The 14,317-nt window shown below is 63.4% G+C and carries 14 protein-coding genes; 4 read left to right on the top strand and 10 right to left on the bottom strand.

Annotated features, from left to right (window positions below; all coding sequences use genetic code 11):
• Nucleotides 1-10: 10 nt before the first annotated feature.
• The gene (locus ABQM86_RS18820) at nucleotides 11-952 is read right to left on the bottom strand and encodes an aminodeoxychorismate lyase (protein WP_369745270.1); all 942 of its coding nucleotides are present in this window, start codon (nucleotides 950-952) and stop codon (nucleotides 11-13) included.
• A gap of 87 nt (nucleotides 953-1,039) precedes the next feature.
• Between ABQM86_RS18820 and cls the strand changes: the two genes are divergently transcribed.
• Entirely contained in the window at nucleotides 1,040-2,512 is a 1,473-nt protein-coding gene (cls, locus tag ABQM86_RS18815; RefSeq protein ID WP_369745269.1) for a cardiolipin synthase, read from the top strand.
• Between the two features lie 56 nt (nucleotides 2,513-2,568).
• Here cls and pabB read toward each other — a convergent pair whose 3' ends face one another.
• The 3 genes from pabB to ABQM86_RS18800 are packed head-to-tail and all read right to left on the bottom strand — an operon-like array spanning nucleotide 2,569 to nucleotide 5,885.
• Nucleotides 2,569-4,614, bottom strand: coding sequence for an aminodeoxychorismate synthase component I (pabB, locus tag ABQM86_RS18810; RefSeq protein ID WP_369745268.1), 2,046 nt, complete (start codon nucleotides 4,612-4,614; stop codon nucleotides 2,569-2,571).
• Nucleotides 4,611-5,171 carry a low molecular weight protein-tyrosine-phosphatase gene (locus ABQM86_RS18805; protein ID WP_369745267.1) on the bottom strand — a complete coding sequence of 187 codons (561 nt, stop codon included), beginning with the start codon at nucleotides 5,169-5,171 and terminating at the stop codon, nucleotides 4,611-4,613. The genes pabB and ABQM86_RS18805 overlap by 4 nt, the downstream gene beginning before the upstream one ends.
• A 51-nt stretch (nucleotides 5,172-5,222) precedes the next feature.
• On the bottom strand, nucleotides 5,223-5,885 hold the full coding sequence (locus ABQM86_RS18800; RefSeq protein ID WP_207595153.1) for a TetR/AcrR family transcriptional regulator: 663 nt from the start codon (nucleotides 5,883-5,885) through the stop codon (nucleotides 5,223-5,225).
• Nucleotides 5,886-5,984: 99 nt separating this feature from the next.
• Here ABQM86_RS18800 and ABQM86_RS18795 point away from each other — a divergent pair, with 99 nt between their 5' ends.
• Nucleotides 5,985-6,296: a hypothetical protein gene (locus ABQM86_RS18795; protein WP_280623971.1), complete on the top strand. Its 312-nt coding sequence runs from the start codon at nucleotides 5,985-5,987 to the stop codon at nucleotides 6,294-6,296.
• A 79-nt stretch (nucleotides 6,297-6,375) separates the two neighbouring features.
• Here ABQM86_RS18795 and ABQM86_RS18790 read toward each other — a convergent pair whose 3' ends face one another.
• From ABQM86_RS18790 to ABQM86_RS18780, 3 genes are read right to left on the bottom strand one after another with little or no spacing between them, the layout of a single operon-like run.
• Nucleotides 6,376-7,332 carry a ribokinase gene (locus tag ABQM86_RS18790; protein WP_369745266.1) on the bottom strand — a complete coding sequence of 319 codons (957 nt, stop codon included), beginning with the start codon at nucleotides 7,330-7,332 and terminating at the stop codon, nucleotides 6,376-6,378.
• Nucleotides 7,329-8,774, bottom strand: coding sequence for an MFS transporter (locus tag ABQM86_RS18785; RefSeq protein WP_207595150.1), 1,446 nt, complete (start codon nucleotides 8,772-8,774; stop codon nucleotides 7,329-7,331). Before ABQM86_RS18785 ends, ABQM86_RS18790 begins: the two co-directional genes overlap by 4 nt.
• Nucleotides 8,774-9,799, bottom strand: a complete 1,026-nt coding sequence (locus tag ABQM86_RS18780) for a nucleoside hydrolase (RefSeq protein WP_369746692.1) — start codon at nucleotides 9,797-9,799, stop codon at nucleotides 8,774-8,776. Before ABQM86_RS18780 ends, ABQM86_RS18785 begins: the two co-directional genes overlap by 1 nt.
• Nucleotides 9,800-10,011: 212 nt before the next feature.
• Here ABQM86_RS18780 and ABQM86_RS18775 point away from each other — a divergent pair, with 212 nt between their 5' ends.
• Nucleotides 10,012-11,049 (top strand): LacI family DNA-binding transcriptional regulator, encoded by a 1,038-nt coding sequence (locus ABQM86_RS18775; protein ID WP_369745265.1) that lies wholly within the window; start codon nucleotides 10,012-10,014, stop codon nucleotides 11,047-11,049.
• On the opposite strand, the gene ABQM86_RS18770 is transcribed toward ABQM86_RS18775, so the two are convergent.
• Together ABQM86_RS18770 and ABQM86_RS18765 are read right to left on the bottom strand one after the other, a co-directional pair.
• The gene (locus ABQM86_RS18770; protein ID WP_207595146.1) at nucleotides 11,046-11,402 is read right to left on the bottom strand and encodes a hypothetical protein; all 357 of its coding nucleotides are present in this window, start codon (nucleotides 11,400-11,402) and stop codon (nucleotides 11,046-11,048) included. The genes ABQM86_RS18775 and ABQM86_RS18770 overlap by 4 nt on opposite strands.
• Nucleotides 11,403-11,437: 35 nt before the next feature.
• Nucleotides 11,438-12,061 (bottom strand): LysE family transporter, encoded by a 624-nt coding sequence (locus ABQM86_RS18765; protein WP_369745264.1) that lies wholly within the window; start codon nucleotides 12,059-12,061, stop codon nucleotides 11,438-11,440.
• Nucleotides 12,062-12,236: 175 nt separating this feature from the next.
• On the opposite strand from ABQM86_RS18765, the gene ABQM86_RS18760 reads away from it, so the two are divergent.
• Nucleotides 12,237-13,292: a DNA polymerase IV gene (locus ABQM86_RS18760; protein ID WP_369746691.1), complete on the top strand. Its 1,056-nt coding sequence runs from the start codon at nucleotides 12,237-12,239 to the stop codon at nucleotides 13,290-13,292.
• Nucleotides 13,293-13,320: 28 nt separating this feature from the next.
• On the opposite strand, the gene ABQM86_RS18755 is transcribed toward ABQM86_RS18760, so the two are convergent.
• On the bottom strand, nucleotides 13,321-14,304 hold the full coding sequence (locus tag ABQM86_RS18755; RefSeq protein WP_369745263.1) for an aldo/keto reductase: 984 nt from the start codon (nucleotides 14,302-14,304) through the stop codon (nucleotides 13,321-13,323).
• Nucleotides 14,305-14,317 lie beyond the last annotated feature (13 nt).

Here is a 14,317-nt window from a genome sequence, read left to right as displayed (position 1 = left end):
GAAATGCGACTTACTCGATTCCCGCAAACAGGTGGTTCAGCTCAGCAGTGAGCTGTTTGCGCACCTCGGGCGTGCCCACCTCTTGGCCGTTGATGTGGTTAACGGGGGCGATCAGCCGGATGCTGGAGATCAGCCAGACGGCATCGGCATCGAACAAGTCCTGCGGCTCCAAGGGGCCATAACCAAGTTCCCAGCCAGCGGCCTTCGCGGCGGCGAACAATGCGCCCTGCGAGGTGCCCGGGAGGATGCCGCTGTCAAGCTGGGGAGTGATGAGGCGACGAACCGTCCTGACGGAACCGTCGCCGTCGTCGACCGTTTCAAGGTGCGCCAGCAACACGGTGGATGTCGGGCCTTCCAGGACCCGGCCGTCAGTGGAGGTGAAGATGGCGTCATCAGCACCCTGCTTGTGGGCGTAGCGAAGTGCGGCCATGTTCACGGCATAAGACAGCGTCTTCGCGCCCAGGAGCAGCCATGGCGCGCGCTCGCCGGCTTCAGTGTCGAAGCCACGGTCCAAAAGTACGACGTCGATGCCCGTCTGCCGCTGACGGCGGCTGCCTGCAGGTGAGGGCGAAGCCTGTACCCAGCACGTCGGGCTGGCGGCGCCTTCAACGCCACGGGTCACAATCAGCTTGATCACTACCTCGTCCTCTTCAGGCGTGGGGGCAGGGTGAACATCGCGGAATTCGTTGATGGCTGTCTCGATGGCGCGGCGCCAGACATCCTGCCCAGGAAGCGCAAGGTCCAAGGCTGCCGCAGAACTGCCCAATCGGTTCAGGTGAGCCTGAACTTTGCGGGGTCGGCCTTGCACAGCGAGGAGTGACTCGAAGACGCCGTCGCCGCGGGTGGCACCCAGATCCGTTGCCATGAGTTGCGGTTGGCTGGAGTCGGCAATGCGACCATTTTCGAAGGCGGGGTCCAGGAAAACGAGGACCGTGGGGGCAGGTGAAGTCATGGTCCCAGCTTAGTGCGGACGCACTGGAGGGGACTTTGCCGGATAGGCTGTGGTCACTGTTGTTCATGAACTGTGGGGGTTTGTCGGGTGTTCTTTCCTTTTCCGTTTGGCCAGGAGTGGACCTGGTTGCTGGGTGCTTGGGTCATTGCGGAAGTCATCATGCGCATTGTGCTGCTGGGAGTCATTCCCGGCAACCGGCGTCCCACCACCGCCATGGCTTGGCTTTTGGCTGTGTTCCTCATCCCATCTGTTGGGTTCGTCCTGTTCCTGCTCTTCGGCAACTTCAAACTGTCGCGGCGCCGGCGGGAGCAGCAGGAGGAGGTAAACCGCCGGGTTCGTGCGGTGACCTCCGATCTGGCTGATCCTGTCAGCGTCTATTCCGGGCCGGAATGGGTGAAGTCGGCGGGCGAGCTGAACCATCGGCTTGGATCGTTGCCCATGGTCGACGGCAACAAGGTGGAGCTGATCCCCGGCTACGAAGAGTCCATCAAAGCCATGGCTGAAGCAGTCAAGGGCGCCAAGAGCTACGTCAACGCCGAGTTCTACATCATGAGCAGTGATTCCGTGACGAATGAACTGCTCACTGAACTGGAGAACGCGGCTGAACGGGGTGTGACCGTCAGGCTGCTCTTCGACCACATCGGAACGTTGCGCGTCAAGGGCTACCGCCGGCTGATCCGCCGGCTGAAGGCGGGCAAGATCCAGTGGAAGCGAATGCTGCCGCTGCTGCCTATCCACGGTCAATGGCGGCGCCCCGACCTCAGGAACCACCGCAAGATCATGGTGATCGACGGCGAGATTGCGTTCACCGGCTCGCAGAACTTGATTGAGCCTTCCTACAACAACCCCAAGCACCACAAGGTGGGCCGCAAATGGGTGGAGCTCATGTCCCGGTTGGAAGGCCCGATCGTGGCGACGCTCAACGTGGTGTTCGCCACGGACTGGCTCAGCGAAACCGACGAATCGCTGGAAGACCAGCTGCGCCTGCCTACCCAGCCGGCGCCGGGCCAGGTCACCGCCCAGGTAGTGCCGAGTGGCCCCGGGTTCGCCACCGAAAACAACCTGCGCCTGTTCAACACGCTGATTTACTCGGCGCAGCACCGGATCTCCATCTGCAGCCCGTATTTTGTCCCGGACGATTCCCTGCTGTACGCCATCACCACAGCTGCGCAGCGAGGTGTTGACGTGGAACTCTTCGTCTCCGAGAAGGGCGATCAGTTCCTGGTCCACCACGCCCAACGCTCCTACTATGAAGCCCTATTGGGAGCCGGTGTCCGAATTTACCTGTACCGGGCACCGTACGTCCTCCACGCCAAGCACTTCACCATCGATGACGAGGTAGCCGTTCTCGGTTCCAGCAACATGGACATGCGCTCCTTCTCCCTGAACATGGAGGTCTCGGTGATGCTCCTTGGCGCCGAGACCGTGAACCTCATGCGGGCTGTAGAGTCCACGTATCGCGAGGTGTCACGTGAGCTTATGCTGGACGATTGGATGGATAGGCCCCCGCTGGCCAAGTATGTGGATAACGTGGCCAGACTGACCGCGACACTCCAGTAGTTTCAGTACAGCTGACGCCTTTAGAGGCGGTCTTAGGGGCATTGGCTGTACAAAACTCAGCCCGGGAAGTCGGCGCCCAACGTGGACAGCACGCCGTACGCTTTGGTTCGGATCTCCTCGTACTCGTCGTCGGCTACGGAGTCCGCGGTGATGGCCCCACCCACGCCAAGGGAGAGCGTGCTGCCGCCGTTGGCGTCAGGGTTGACCACCAAGGTACGGATCACCACGGCGAGGTCCGTGGCCGCATTCAGGGAAAAGTAGCCAATGGCGCCCGAATAAATGCCCCTCGGTCCCGACTCGAGCTGGTCCAGGATGTCCATGGTGCTGATCTTTGGCGCTCCCGTCATGGAACCGGCGGGGAAAGCCGCAGCCAAGGCTTCCGCGCGGGGTGCGCCCGGCTTCAGGTGGGCGTCAATGGTGCTGACCATTTGGTGGACGGTGGCGTAGCTTTCGATCGCGCACAAGCGGCTGACCGTCACGGAACCAGGGATGGCAAAGTGGCTGAGGTCGTTGCGCAGCAGGTCCACGATCATGATGTTCTCGGCGCGGTCCTTCAGCGACGTCTCAAGGTCGTGCCGCAAAGCTGCGTCCTCGGAGGCGTCGGATGAGCGGCCCCGGGTGCCCTTGATCGGCTCGGCGCGCATGCCGCCATCGGACAGAATCCGGAGGAAGCGTTCAGGCGACGTGCTCGCCACCACCAGTTCGCCGAACCGGAGGTAACTGGCGAACGGTGCCGGGTTCCGGCGTCGAAGGTTCAGGTAGCTGCGCCACGGGTCCAGATCCCCGGCGGGGGCTTCAAGAGTGGTGGTCAGGCAGATCTCGTACGAGTTTCCCTCGCTGATTTCGTGCTGGGAGTCCGCGATCTTGCGCTTATAGTCCGTTGCGGAGTCCCGGCTCACGAATGACGGGACGGCACCTGATGCGGCGGCGCCGGAATATTCGGCAGCAGGAGCGGAACCACCCACAGCAGCCCCGACGGCGGTGCGGGCCGCGCGCAACCACTCGTCGGCGTCGGGCGCTTCCAGGGCAAGCAGCCAGACGGTCCGTTCCCGATGGTCCAGAACCACAGCCCGTCCGGCGAAGAGCAGAGCCGCGTCCGGGGTGTGGGAGGCGACGTCATTGCCGCCGGTTTCGCGCTTGAGTTCGTAGCCGAGGTAGCCGAGCCAGCCGAGTGTGAATTGGCCGTCGTAGCCGCGGGGCGCGCGGACCGCCTTGCGGCCCCAGACAGTATCCAGCCATCGGAAGAACGGCCCGGAGATGGTGACCGTGGCTGTGCCCGCGGTGATGTGCGTGGTCCCCGACACGTGGCGTACCGACTGTCCGTACATGCCGCTGTCGTCCGCCAGGATGCTGAAGCGGCTGCGTGCGGCGGCCTGGGACCTGCCGGCGACGGCCGAGGCGTTGGAGGAATCGAGCCAGACGGCGTTGCCGGAACGGGCATAGAGGGATTCGAAGAGCACTGCAGCGTCAGGGACAGCTTCCAGGCGCTCGGACCGTAGTTGAAGGCCACGCCGTGCACTGAGCTCGGGTGACAAAATCGAAGCAACTGAGGGCAGGTACATGAGAGCTTGCAGAACATCTTCCGGGGCATTGCCGTCGGCAAGGTTTTGCACGCGAACATCGGCGGCCCCGATGACCTGATCAGAGGAGAGCCACTCGTCCTCTTGGGCTGCCCAGCTGTCCCAGTATGGTTCGTAGGTGCTTCCGTCCCGCGCCAACGCACGACGACGGCGATCGTCACCGGGCGCTTCCACCCACACCACGGCGTCCAGCATGGGCCGGGCAGCGTCCGCCGCAGCGCCAACGCCCTCAACAATCACGATCTCGGCGGGCAGCGTGACGTTCAGTCCGCCGTCGTAATGCCGTTCCCAGTCCCAGCTGGTCCACTCCGCGGCCTGGCCGGAGCTGAGCGGCGTCAGGACTGTGCCGACGTAGCGCTCAATGCCGGGCATAAGACCGTTCCAGCCGGGGTAGATGTCCTCCAAGTGGAACAGCGACACCTTGTGGTGCTGCCGCAAACGTGCCGCCAGTTCAACGGCCAGTGTGGTTTTTCCTGCACCGGACCTGCCGTCAACAGCGATGATCACGGGTGCAGGGGTCATGTCATAGAGGTTACCTGCTGGTGGTCGTTGTCAGCGGCGGCCTCCGCGGAGGCGATCGCTGCTTTGACGTACTCCACGATTCCGGGGATGGCGGCTTTGATGAGCGTCCAGGTGTTGTCGAAGTCGGTGTGGCCGCCATACCAGGGGTCTTCGATGCCCAGGTCCAGGGAGCTGCGCCCTTCCATGCGGGGATCGAAGCTGCGGAACATTCGCACCTTTTCGAGTGAAGCCCGGTCCGGCGCTCCTTCTTGGAGCCAGCCGAAATGGTCAACGTCCAGCGCGAGGATCAGGTCCCGTTCCGCGAACCATTCATGCCGCCATTTACGGGCTACATGGTCCTCGGAAGCGATGTGCTGGGCTGTGAGGACGCGGGCGGCGCGGGGGTCGATCGGATGCCCCACCTCGTACCCTGTGGTGCCCGCGGAGTCCACCGCTACGAGCTGGCCGAGCCCTTCCGCGTCGAAGGCTTCGGTGAGCATGAGGGCTGCCATGGGCGAGCGGCAGATGTTTCCCGTGCAGACCGTGATGATGCGGTATGGGCTCGTCGTTGAGTACATTCTGCAAGCATGATTGATGGCACCCCTTCTTGGCTAGGGGCCACTTCACAACTAAGTCACTTTTTGTGTCAAAGCTGTCACAGAGTCCGCGGAACGTGCCTGGGTGATGAGGGCCGGATCAGCGTTGGAGGCTTCGGCAGCCAGCGCTGCAGCGGCCAGGTAAACGGTGCGTACGACGGCGGCGCGTCGCCTTTGCGCGCGGCCGGGGTCATTGCCGGCCATCAGTCCATCGAGTGCCGGCAGTACGGGTGCGGCGTCGCAGAGGCTCACGATGGTGATGAGCAGGTCTCCGGCGTCTTCCCTGGAGATGCCGGGGAGGGCGGCGATGGTGCTGTTGACCTTCGATGCGCAGTTGGCCATCCGCTTCGGCAGCCCAACAACCTCCGCGCCGCGTTCCAGACCTTCCCAGAACAGGAGGCGTGGTGCCGTTGCGTCTTTCTGGTGGTGGTCGAAGAGTCGGCCGGCGTAGTCTGCCATGGCCTCTGGCCCGTTGCCTTCGATGGGTACTTCATCCATGAGGGAGCTCAGGGCGGTGACGATCACGGCGTCGAAAAGCGCATTCTTATTGCCGAAGTACTGGTATATCCGCTCTTTGTTGACCCCGGCTTCTGCGGCAATACGGTCGATACGGGCTCCTGCAAGTCCGCGCGCGCAAAACTCGGACGTGGCTGCTTGGAGCAGCAGTCCCTTGGTTCGCTCTGTGTCCCACGCCATAGGGTCATATTACCAGTTTCCAACTGAATGGTTGTAATTGTGGGCGAGTGGGGATAGTGTGATCCCAAGCCAAAAGCAACCGTTTAGTTGGAGAATGCCATGACCACCCAAACAACCTCCCAAACCGCCGTAGAACCCACAGCGTCGACGGCCCGCCCGCAGGGACCCTCCGTTCACATGCGGGCGCTTATTACCTGGCTCGCCATCTTCCCGCTGGTGTCCATCGGCATGCTGCTCCTCGGCCCCATCATGGAGCCACTGCACCCGGTCCTTCGCGCGCTGCTGCTCACGGCACTCGTGGTTCCCGCTGCTGTTTACGTCGTGGTTCCCCGGCTGATGGCCGGCCATGGCGCACTGTCCCGCAAGGCAGTGGAGCGCTCAGCACAACGGGCAGCCCGCAAGTCCGCCTAGATCAAGTAGGTAACAGCACATGTTCCACTGAGGGCTCAGTGGAACATGTGCTGTTACTCAGTTGGGTACGACGCTGGGGCTAAGCGTCCCGCAGTTGCTCGACGTCGGCGATCCCCGGGTACGCGGCCTGCGTGCCCTTCCTGGTTGCAGCCAACGCGGCGGCAACCGAGGCGAAGGATGCGGCATCGGCGAGGGTTTCCCCGGCCGCCAGACGCGCGGCGACAGCGCCCGTGAAGGCGTCTCCGGCACCCGTGGTGTCAATCGCTGAAACACGTGTCGGGGCAATGCGGGTGATCTGGTCTTCAGTTCCACCCGCCAACGAATCCAGCACCACGGAGCCATGTGCGCCGAGGGTCACCAGGACCCGCTGCAGACCGCGGTCCGCGAACTGGCTCCGGACCGGCTCCCACGCTTCGGGTTCTGCCGCGGCGTCCGGAATGTCCGCTTCGGCGCCAAGGAACAACGACGCCTCGTGGGCATTGACCAACAACACGTCGCTCAAGCCAGCCAGGACTTCCGGTACCTCCGCGTAAGGCGAGAGGTTGAGCAGAACGGTTGCGCCGGCGTCGTGCCCTGCTTGGGCTGCGGCGGTCACCGTATCGATTCCCACTTCCAGGCAGAGGCACACAACAGCCGCATCCTGGAAGGCGTCCGGCGTGACGTCGGAGGGCCTGAGGGTGCCGTTGGCGCCGGCCGAGATGATGATGCTGTTCTCACCGCTCGCGTCCACCGAAATGACGGCTACGCCGGTGGCGACGTCGGAGCGTCGGACGCGTGACACGTCCACTCCGGCGCTGGCTGTCGAATCCAGGAGCATGGTGCCGTTGGGGTCCTCGCCTACTGCGCCGATCAGGCTGACCTGTCCGCCGAGCTTGCTGGCAGCCACCGCCTGGTTGGCACTCTTGCCGCCCGGATTCACCGCGAAACCATTGCCGTGAACTGTCTCGCCGGGTTGGGGGAGACGGTCGCAGTAGATGGTGAGGTCTGCGTTCAGGGAGCCGACGACGACGATTCCCGCCTTGGGTGCGCTGGTCATGCGGTCACCTTCTGGTCCTCGGTCACTTCTGCGTCCACGGGCTTGGGGATCAACAGTGAGGCGGCGAAGGCAGCGAGGGTGATGGCCAGGCCCACCACCACAACGGTCAGGTACGAAGCCTTGGGATCGTTGAGCGATGCCGTGGCCACCAGGACCGCCGGGAGGACAAGGAAGCTCAGCCCGGCGCCGAGGTTAAAGGCGCCCGCGTTCATGCCCGGCAGGAAGCCCGGGTTGCCCTGCGGCGAGAGGACCACGCCCAATCCGTTCAGCATGATGTTGACCGTACCGGCGTACATGATGCCCAGCAAGGCTGTGCCCACGATCATCATGGGAAGGTTGTTCAGGCCGAAGAACGCGATGATGGCCAACGCCACCAGGCTGCCCAGCAGGCCGATGCGCAAGACCTTGGTGTAGCCGAGGACGGGCGCCAGGCGGCCGCTGATCGGGCCGAACAGCCAACCCAGCAGGGCGTACGGGGTGAGGATGATCAGCGACATCTCGGTGGGACCCACGCCGAAGCCTGGATCTGCAGCCTGAACGTAGGCGGGGACGATGCCGTTGATGACTGCGAAAATGCCCGTCATCGTCAAGGTGGTAGTCAACAGCGGTGCCCAGGTGGAGCGGTGGCGCAGGTGCACGGTTTCCACCATGGGCTGCTTGGCGCGCTTCTCCACAGTCCAGAAGGCGAAGAACGCGACGGCGGCGATCACCGTGAGCACGATCGCGAGAGTCAGCGTCCCGGCGTCGAATGCTGTGGCCAGCTTGGCGCCCTCGTTCAGAGCCGTCAGCAGTGCACCCACGGCGATGACGATGAAGAACACGCCCAGCCAGTCCATGGTGGTGCCGGCGGCAGGCTTGCTTTCACCGGCAAGGACGGCGATCAGGACGGTAGCCACCAAGGCCAGTGCAACCATGAGCCAAAAGATGCTGCGGAAGCCGAAGTTCTCGGCGAAGTAGCCGCCCACGAACGAGTCGACGCCGGCCACGCCGCCGTTGACTGCTGTGATGAGGCCCATGAGCGTGCCGTACTTGCGGGGGTTGCTGACTGCTGAGCGGAGCATGATCAGGCACAGCGGAACCGTGGGGCCGCTGACGCCCTGAATGATGCGGCCCACGAAGAGCCACGTGACGTCCGGGGCCATCGCTGCGATGACCGAACCAACAGCCATCAGGAGCATCATGCCGACCAGGATCTTCTTGCGGCCCACGATGTCGCTCAGGCGCGGGAGGAACAGCGAGAAGAGCGCTGCGGCCGTGAAGAACCACGTCTGGGACAGGCCGATGGTGGCCTGGTCCGTGTTTAGTTCGTTGCCCATGGTGACCAGGGCAGGGCTAAGCATGGAGGCGTTGAGCTGGAAAGCCACGCAGGCCGCCAGCAACGCGACCATGAGGGCTGTGACGTTGCCGCGGGTGGACTTGGCTTCGATTGCGAGGGAGGACATTACTTTGCCTCTCCTGCCAGGATGGCCTCTGCGGTGGCGTTTACGTCAGCGGTGGCGGCAGCGACGGCGTCGTGCGTTGGTTCTCCGATCCGTTCAATCGCATCGGTGACCAGGTCCCAGAACTTCTTGTGGTCGAGGTCGACGGCGACCGACGTGTGGCAGTCCTCGGGGGCCGGTGCGCGGAAGTCGGCAACGGTCATGCCAAGAGTGAGCTTGCCCTGGAGCTCTATGTCCACGGGGACCTTGCGGGTGGTCATGACGGTGGGGTCGATGACGTAGGCCACGGCGCAGGGGTCGTGGACCGGTGGGAAATCGAAGCCCTGGGCGTCCTTGTAGGTCTTCTGGAAGAAGTCCATGAGCTCCATGACGAACTTGGCCGGCTTGGTGCCGATCTTAGCTATACGGTTCACCACCTTGTCCGTGGCCAGCGCCTGGTGGGTGAGATCGAGGCCGACCATCACTACGGGCCACTTTTCGTTGAAAACGATGTGTGCGGCTTCGGGGTCGATGATGATGTTGAATTCCGCCACGGCGCTCCAGTTGCCCACGTGGTAGCCGCCGCCCATGAGGACAACTTCCTTCACGCGCTCCACGATGCGCGGTTCCTTGCGGGCGGCCATCGCAATGTTGGTAAGGCCCGCGGTGGGGACCAACGTGACAGTGCCCGGCTCGTGTGCCATGACAGTTTCAATGATGAGGTCGACGGCGTGGCGCGGGTCCAGCTCGATGATGGACTCGGGCTGCTCCGGGCCGTCCATACCGGAATCGCCGTGGATGCTGGGGGCCGTTTCGATGGTGCGGACCAACGGGCGGTCGCAGCCGGCGGCGAAAGGGACGCCGGTGATGCCGGCAATGGTGGCTACCGAGAGGGCGTTCCGGGTGACCTTTTCCAGGGTCTGATTGCCCACCACCGTCGTTACGGCCAGCAGTTCGATGTCCGGATTGCCGTGCGCCAGCAGCAACGCCACGGCGTCGTCATGGCCAGGGTCGCAGTCAAGAATGATCTTCTTGCGTGCTGGTGTCATGGTGTTGGGATCCACGTTTCTCTCCACGTCATTGGGGCCTGCCTGGAACTTGCCCGGGGCAGGGCGCTAAGCATTCAGGGGAATTCTGGCACTGCTTTGTGGGCTACGTCAAACGCTTAACGTTGTGCCGGGGTTCGCTGCTGTCCTCGCAACGTCAAGCGCTTGATGCCTTCTCGCAGGTCAACGCGGTATGGGACCGATACGATCGATGCATGGAATCCCTGGATCGGCGCCAAGGCAGCGCGCCCCGCTCACCTCGCGTGACGGCTGCGATGGTAGCCGCCCGTGCAGGCGTTTCGACGGCGACCGTCTCCCTGGTGGCGAACGGAAAAACCCAGGGGCGCGTCTCTGAGGACAACATCTCCAGGGTCCGCTTGGCCATTTCCGAACTCGGCTACGTGGTGGACAGCATCGGCAGTTCCCTGGCCCGCGGGGTCAGTTCGATTGTCATATTGGTGACTCCGGACGTTTCCAACCCCTTCTTCGCCAACGTGATCGCCGGGGTGCGGGAATCCTTGGGGTCCCAGTACCAGTTGCTGCTTTCCGTGACCGACGCTGGTGAGTCGCCCCAGGCTGACGATGTCCGCAAACTTCTGGCACTGCGCCCTGCCGGTTTGCTGGTGGGGGCGCCCAGTGCAGAGTTCCTGGAAGATCTGTCCGCGGCCGGCCCGTTGGTCCTGTTGGATGCACCCGGCCTTGAGTCCTACGCGCCATCCGTGAACCTTGACGTTGCCCAGGGCGCGCGGGAACTTGCCCGGCATTTGGCGTCTTCCGGTCATACCCGCGCCGCCTATGTGGATGGCGTGACGGGAACAACCACGTTCCAGTTGCGCCGCGAAGCCTTTCTCGCGGAGGCTGCTTCGTGCGGACTTTCCGTGGCCCCTGGCCATGTCATCAGCACCCCGATCGACGTCGGTGCTGCCGCCGCCGCGTTCGCCGACGTCTGGCCGGAGTGGCAGCGCGAGGGGGTCACCGCCGTCGTCTGCGGGACGGACACGCACGCTTATGGCGTTCTGCAGGAAGCTCGGGTGGAAGGTGTCCGGATCCCCGAGCAGCTGGCTGTGGCAGGGTTTGATGACTTGCCCTATTCGGCCACCAGCAACCCCAGCCTCACCAGCGTGCACCTGCCGGCAACGCCCTTGGGCCGTAAAGCGGGGGAGCAGCTGCGGGGCCTGATGGAAGGCCTGCCGCTGGGCGAAACCCACGTGACGCTCGAGAGCTCGCTGGTGGTTCGGGGATCTACGTCTTAGCCAGGGGAGAGCGGGCGAAGCTGTGCTTCCGAGACGGGGTTCGACACGGTGAAGTAGATCTGTGGAGCGGTCATATCGCCCCAATCTTCCTTTTTCACTCGCACCAGGGACGGAGTGACTTCCGCTATCCGGACGCGCAGCCAGTCGCCGTCGTCGAGCAGCAACTCGTGCGGATCGGCGAGGTAGCGGAGGCCGAGGTCATCGAGTGTTTCTTCGGCAGTGAACCAATCCACAACGTCCGTGCGCGGGCGTCCCAGCAGGTCAATTGCTACGAATCCGTCGTCAACGGGCTTCATCCATCCCACGTGCTCGCCATCGTCTGTGCGTCGGTGTTCGATCCAGTCCGGCTCCATGGCCTCGACGGTAGCACCAAGCGTTGTCGCCGTGGCTAGTGGATGACTGCCAGCAAGATGCCGACGAGGACGAACAGGCAGCCAAAGATGCGGTTCAGAATTGTTTGGCCGCGTTGGTCGTGGGTGAACCGCTGGAAGGAACGCGCAGCCAGGGCGAAGAAGAACCACATCACCAGAATGTCGATAACCAGGACCGTGGCGGTCAGCACGGCATATTGCTGGAGCAACGGCTGGTCCGGCCTGATGAACTGCGGCATGAACGCCAGGAAAAAGACGATTGCCTTGGGGTTCAGCAGGTTCACCCAAATGCCTCGCTGGAACATGGACAAGGCCGACTCGTTCTTTTGGCTGTCCACCTTCTCTTTGTCCAGGTCAGGCTTGTGCAGGAACTGCCGGATGCCGAGGTACACAAGGTACGCGGCGCCCGCGTAACGAATGACGTTGAAGATGACGGGAGAGTTGGAAACCAGCACGCCGACGCCCAAGGCAACAATGACGATGTGGATGACCAGAGCCACCTGTTGTCCGAGAATGCCCCAGATGGAACGACGGAAGCCGGAATTGAGCGAGTTGCTCATGGTGAAGATGGCTCCGGCGCCGGGAGTGAAACTGATCAGGGTGCCGGCACCAATCAGGGCCAGCCAAAGAGAAAATTGCACACCTCAGCTTATGCCGGTGAGGTGGGCTCTTCCGACGCGTTGCTTCCTGACCTCTTTTGGCGGCTGACAAGGCCTAATGCACCCGGAATGGGTTGTTTTCCGAGCTCCCGCGGATCAAAGAGGGTCAGGAAGCAACGCCGTAGGGCAAACTGGTGCCGTGAGCGGAATCCCGTGGGTGCTGCACGTCGATCTGGACCAGTTCATTGCCGCTGTCGAGATACTCCGGCGGCCCGAGCTCGCGGGCAAACCGATCATCGTCGGTGGCCGGGGTGACCCCACGGAACGGGCTGTGGTGTCCACCGCATCTTACGAAGCCAGGGCGTTCGGCGTCGGCTCGGGGATGCCGCTCAGGATTGCTGCCCGGAAAGTGCCCGACGCCATCATCCTGCCGGTAGATCAAGAGGCATATCTGGCGGCCTCGGACGTAGTGATGACCACGCTGCGCGCCCAGCCGGGAGCCACGGTTCAAGTGCTCGGCTGGGATGAGGCTTTTGTCGGCGTCGAAACTGACGACCCGGACGCATATGCCCGGCAGATCCAGGCCGCCGTCCTCGAGCAAACCCAGCTGCATTGCAGTGTGGGCATCGGTGACACGTTGGTCCGCGCCAAGAATGCCACGGATTTTGGCAAGCCCGCAGGAATTTTCAGGCTGACCAAGGAGAACTGGCTCGACGTCATGGGTGAAATGCCCACCAAGGAATTGTGGGGCGTCGGGAGCAAGGTGTCACAACGGCTGGCGAAGCACGGAATCACCACGGTGGCAGAGCTCGCCGCAACCGACCCCCAGGCCCTGGTCCCGGAGTTTGGCCCCAAAATGGGCCCTTGGTACGCGCAGTTGGGTCGGGGTGAGGGCTCCAGCGAAGTGGATGACACTCCGTGGGTCGCCCGCGCCCATGGCCGCGAGACCACCTTCCAGCAGGACCTCACAGAGCCCACCCAGATCAGCGACGCCATCAAGGAACTGACCGCCCGCGTCCTGGAAGACGTCGCAGCGGAGGGGCGCCCCGTAATTGGGCTGACGTTGAAAGTCCGCTACGCACCGTTCTTCACCAAGACCTACGCCAGGAAGATTCCTGAGACGTTCGACAGGGAAGAAGTCCTAGCGCAGGCCTTGGACCTCACCGGAAAAATGGAGCCGGACCGTCCCATCCGGCTCCTCGGACTGCGTGCAGAAATGTCCATGCCCGAGGAAGCCCGTAAGGGACACACACCGACGCGCAGCGGCTGGTAGCAGCCAGCGCCCGACGGCGGCCCAGCAACTACCAGCGCGGGTGGATCGCTTCGCGGAAGTACCGGTCGTAGATGTCCAGGACACCGTCCGTGAGCCCGGCCCCCACAGCCTGCAAACCACCGGCTTCGGCATTTGCCGCTGCCTGCGAAGCGGAGCGCGCACCGGGAATGACCGATGTGACGCCATCCTGGGCGATGACCCAGGCGAGGGCCGCCTGGGCGGTGCTGACGCCGTCGGGCACTAATCCGCTGAACTCCTGCGCCGCCTTGACGCCCGTTGCGAAATCGACGCCGGAGAAGGTCTCGCCGACGTCGAAGGAAGAGCCGTCGCGATTGTAATTGCGGTGGTCGTTCTCAGGGAACTCGGTGTCCGGCGTGTACTTCCCGGACAGCAGACCGGAGGCCAGCGGCACCCTGGCAATAATGCCAACGCCCCCTTCCTTGGCTGCGGGCAGCACCTCATCCAGCGGTTTCAAGCGGAAGGCATTGAGGATGATCTGCACGGAAGCGGTGTTCCCGCGCCTGATGGCTTCGAGTGCCTCATCCGTGCGCTCGACGCTGACGCCGTAGTTGCGGATGGCGCCCTCGCTGACCAAGGTGTCCAGTGCATCGTAGACTTCGTCGCTGCTGTACACGGACGTGGGAGGGCAGTGCAATTGAACGAGGTCCAGGGTGTCCTGCTGCAGGTTGCGCCGAGAGCGGTCGGTCCAGGCCCGGAAGTTCTCCAGAGTGTAATTCCCGTGGACTTGATCCACCCGACGGCCCATCTTGGTGGCGACCGTGATGTCCAGGTTCGGATTGGCGCGAAGGAAGCGGCCAATGAACTGCTCACTGCGGCCGTCACCGTAGACGTCTGCCGTGTCGAAGAAGTTGACGCCGCCTTGTACGGAGGCTTCCAGGACGGCAAAGGCGTCTTCTTCGGTGACTGAACCCCAGTCGGCTCCGAGTTGCCAGGTTCCCAGTCCCACGGTGGAGACGGATCGGCCGGTCTTGCCAAGTATGCGCTGTTCCATGGGTTCGACTATA

The sequence above is a fragment of the Paenarthrobacter sp. AMU7 genome (assembly GCF_041200195.1).
Classification (GTDB): domain Bacteria; phylum Actinomycetota; class Actinomycetes; order Actinomycetales; family Micrococcaceae; genus Arthrobacter.
This window is presented reverse-complemented; position numbering and strand designations above follow the sequence as displayed.

Coding starts and splice junctions, on each gene's coding strand:
- ABQM86_RS18790 (WP_369745266.1), bottom strand. CDS start 7,332: ATGACCAGCGCACCCAAGGCGGGAATCGTCGTCGTCGGCTCCCTGAAC.
- ABQM86_RS18805 (WP_369745267.1), bottom strand. CDS start 5,171: ATGTACTCAACGACGAGCCCATACCGCATCATCACGGTCTGCACGGGA.
- ABQM86_RS18780 (WP_369746692.1), bottom strand. CDS start 9,799: ATGACACCAGCACGCAAGAAGATCATTCTTGACTGCGACCCTGGCCAT.
- ABQM86_RS18820 (WP_369745270.1), bottom strand. CDS start 952: ATGACTTCACCTGCCCCCACGGTCCTCGTTTTCCTGGACCCCGCCTTC.
- ABQM86_RS18800 (WP_207595153.1), bottom strand. CDS start 5,885: ATGGCGTGGGACACAGAGCGAACCAAGGGACTGCTGCTCCAAGCAGCC.
- ABQM86_RS18785 (WP_207595150.1), bottom strand. CDS start 8,774: ATGTCCTCCCTCGCAATCGAAGCCAAGTCCACCCGCGGCAACGTCACA.
- ABQM86_RS18755 (WP_369745263.1), bottom strand. CDS start 14,304: ATGGAACAGCGCATACTTGGCAAGACCGGCCGATCCGTCTCCACCGTG.
- ABQM86_RS18770 (WP_207595146.1), bottom strand. CDS start 11,402: ATGGAGCCGGACTGGATCGAACACCGACGCACAGACGATGGCGAGCAC.
- ABQM86_RS18775 (WP_369745265.1), top strand. CDS start 10,012: ATGGAATCCCTGGATCGGCGCCAAGGCAGCGCGCCCCGCTCACCTCGC.
- ABQM86_RS18795 (WP_280623971.1), top strand. CDS start 5,985: ATGACCACCCAAACAACCTCCCAAACCGCCGTAGAACCCACAGCGTCG.
- pabB (WP_369745268.1), bottom strand. CDS start 4,614: ATGACCCCTGCACCCGTGATCATCGCTGTTGACGGCAGGTCCGGTGCA.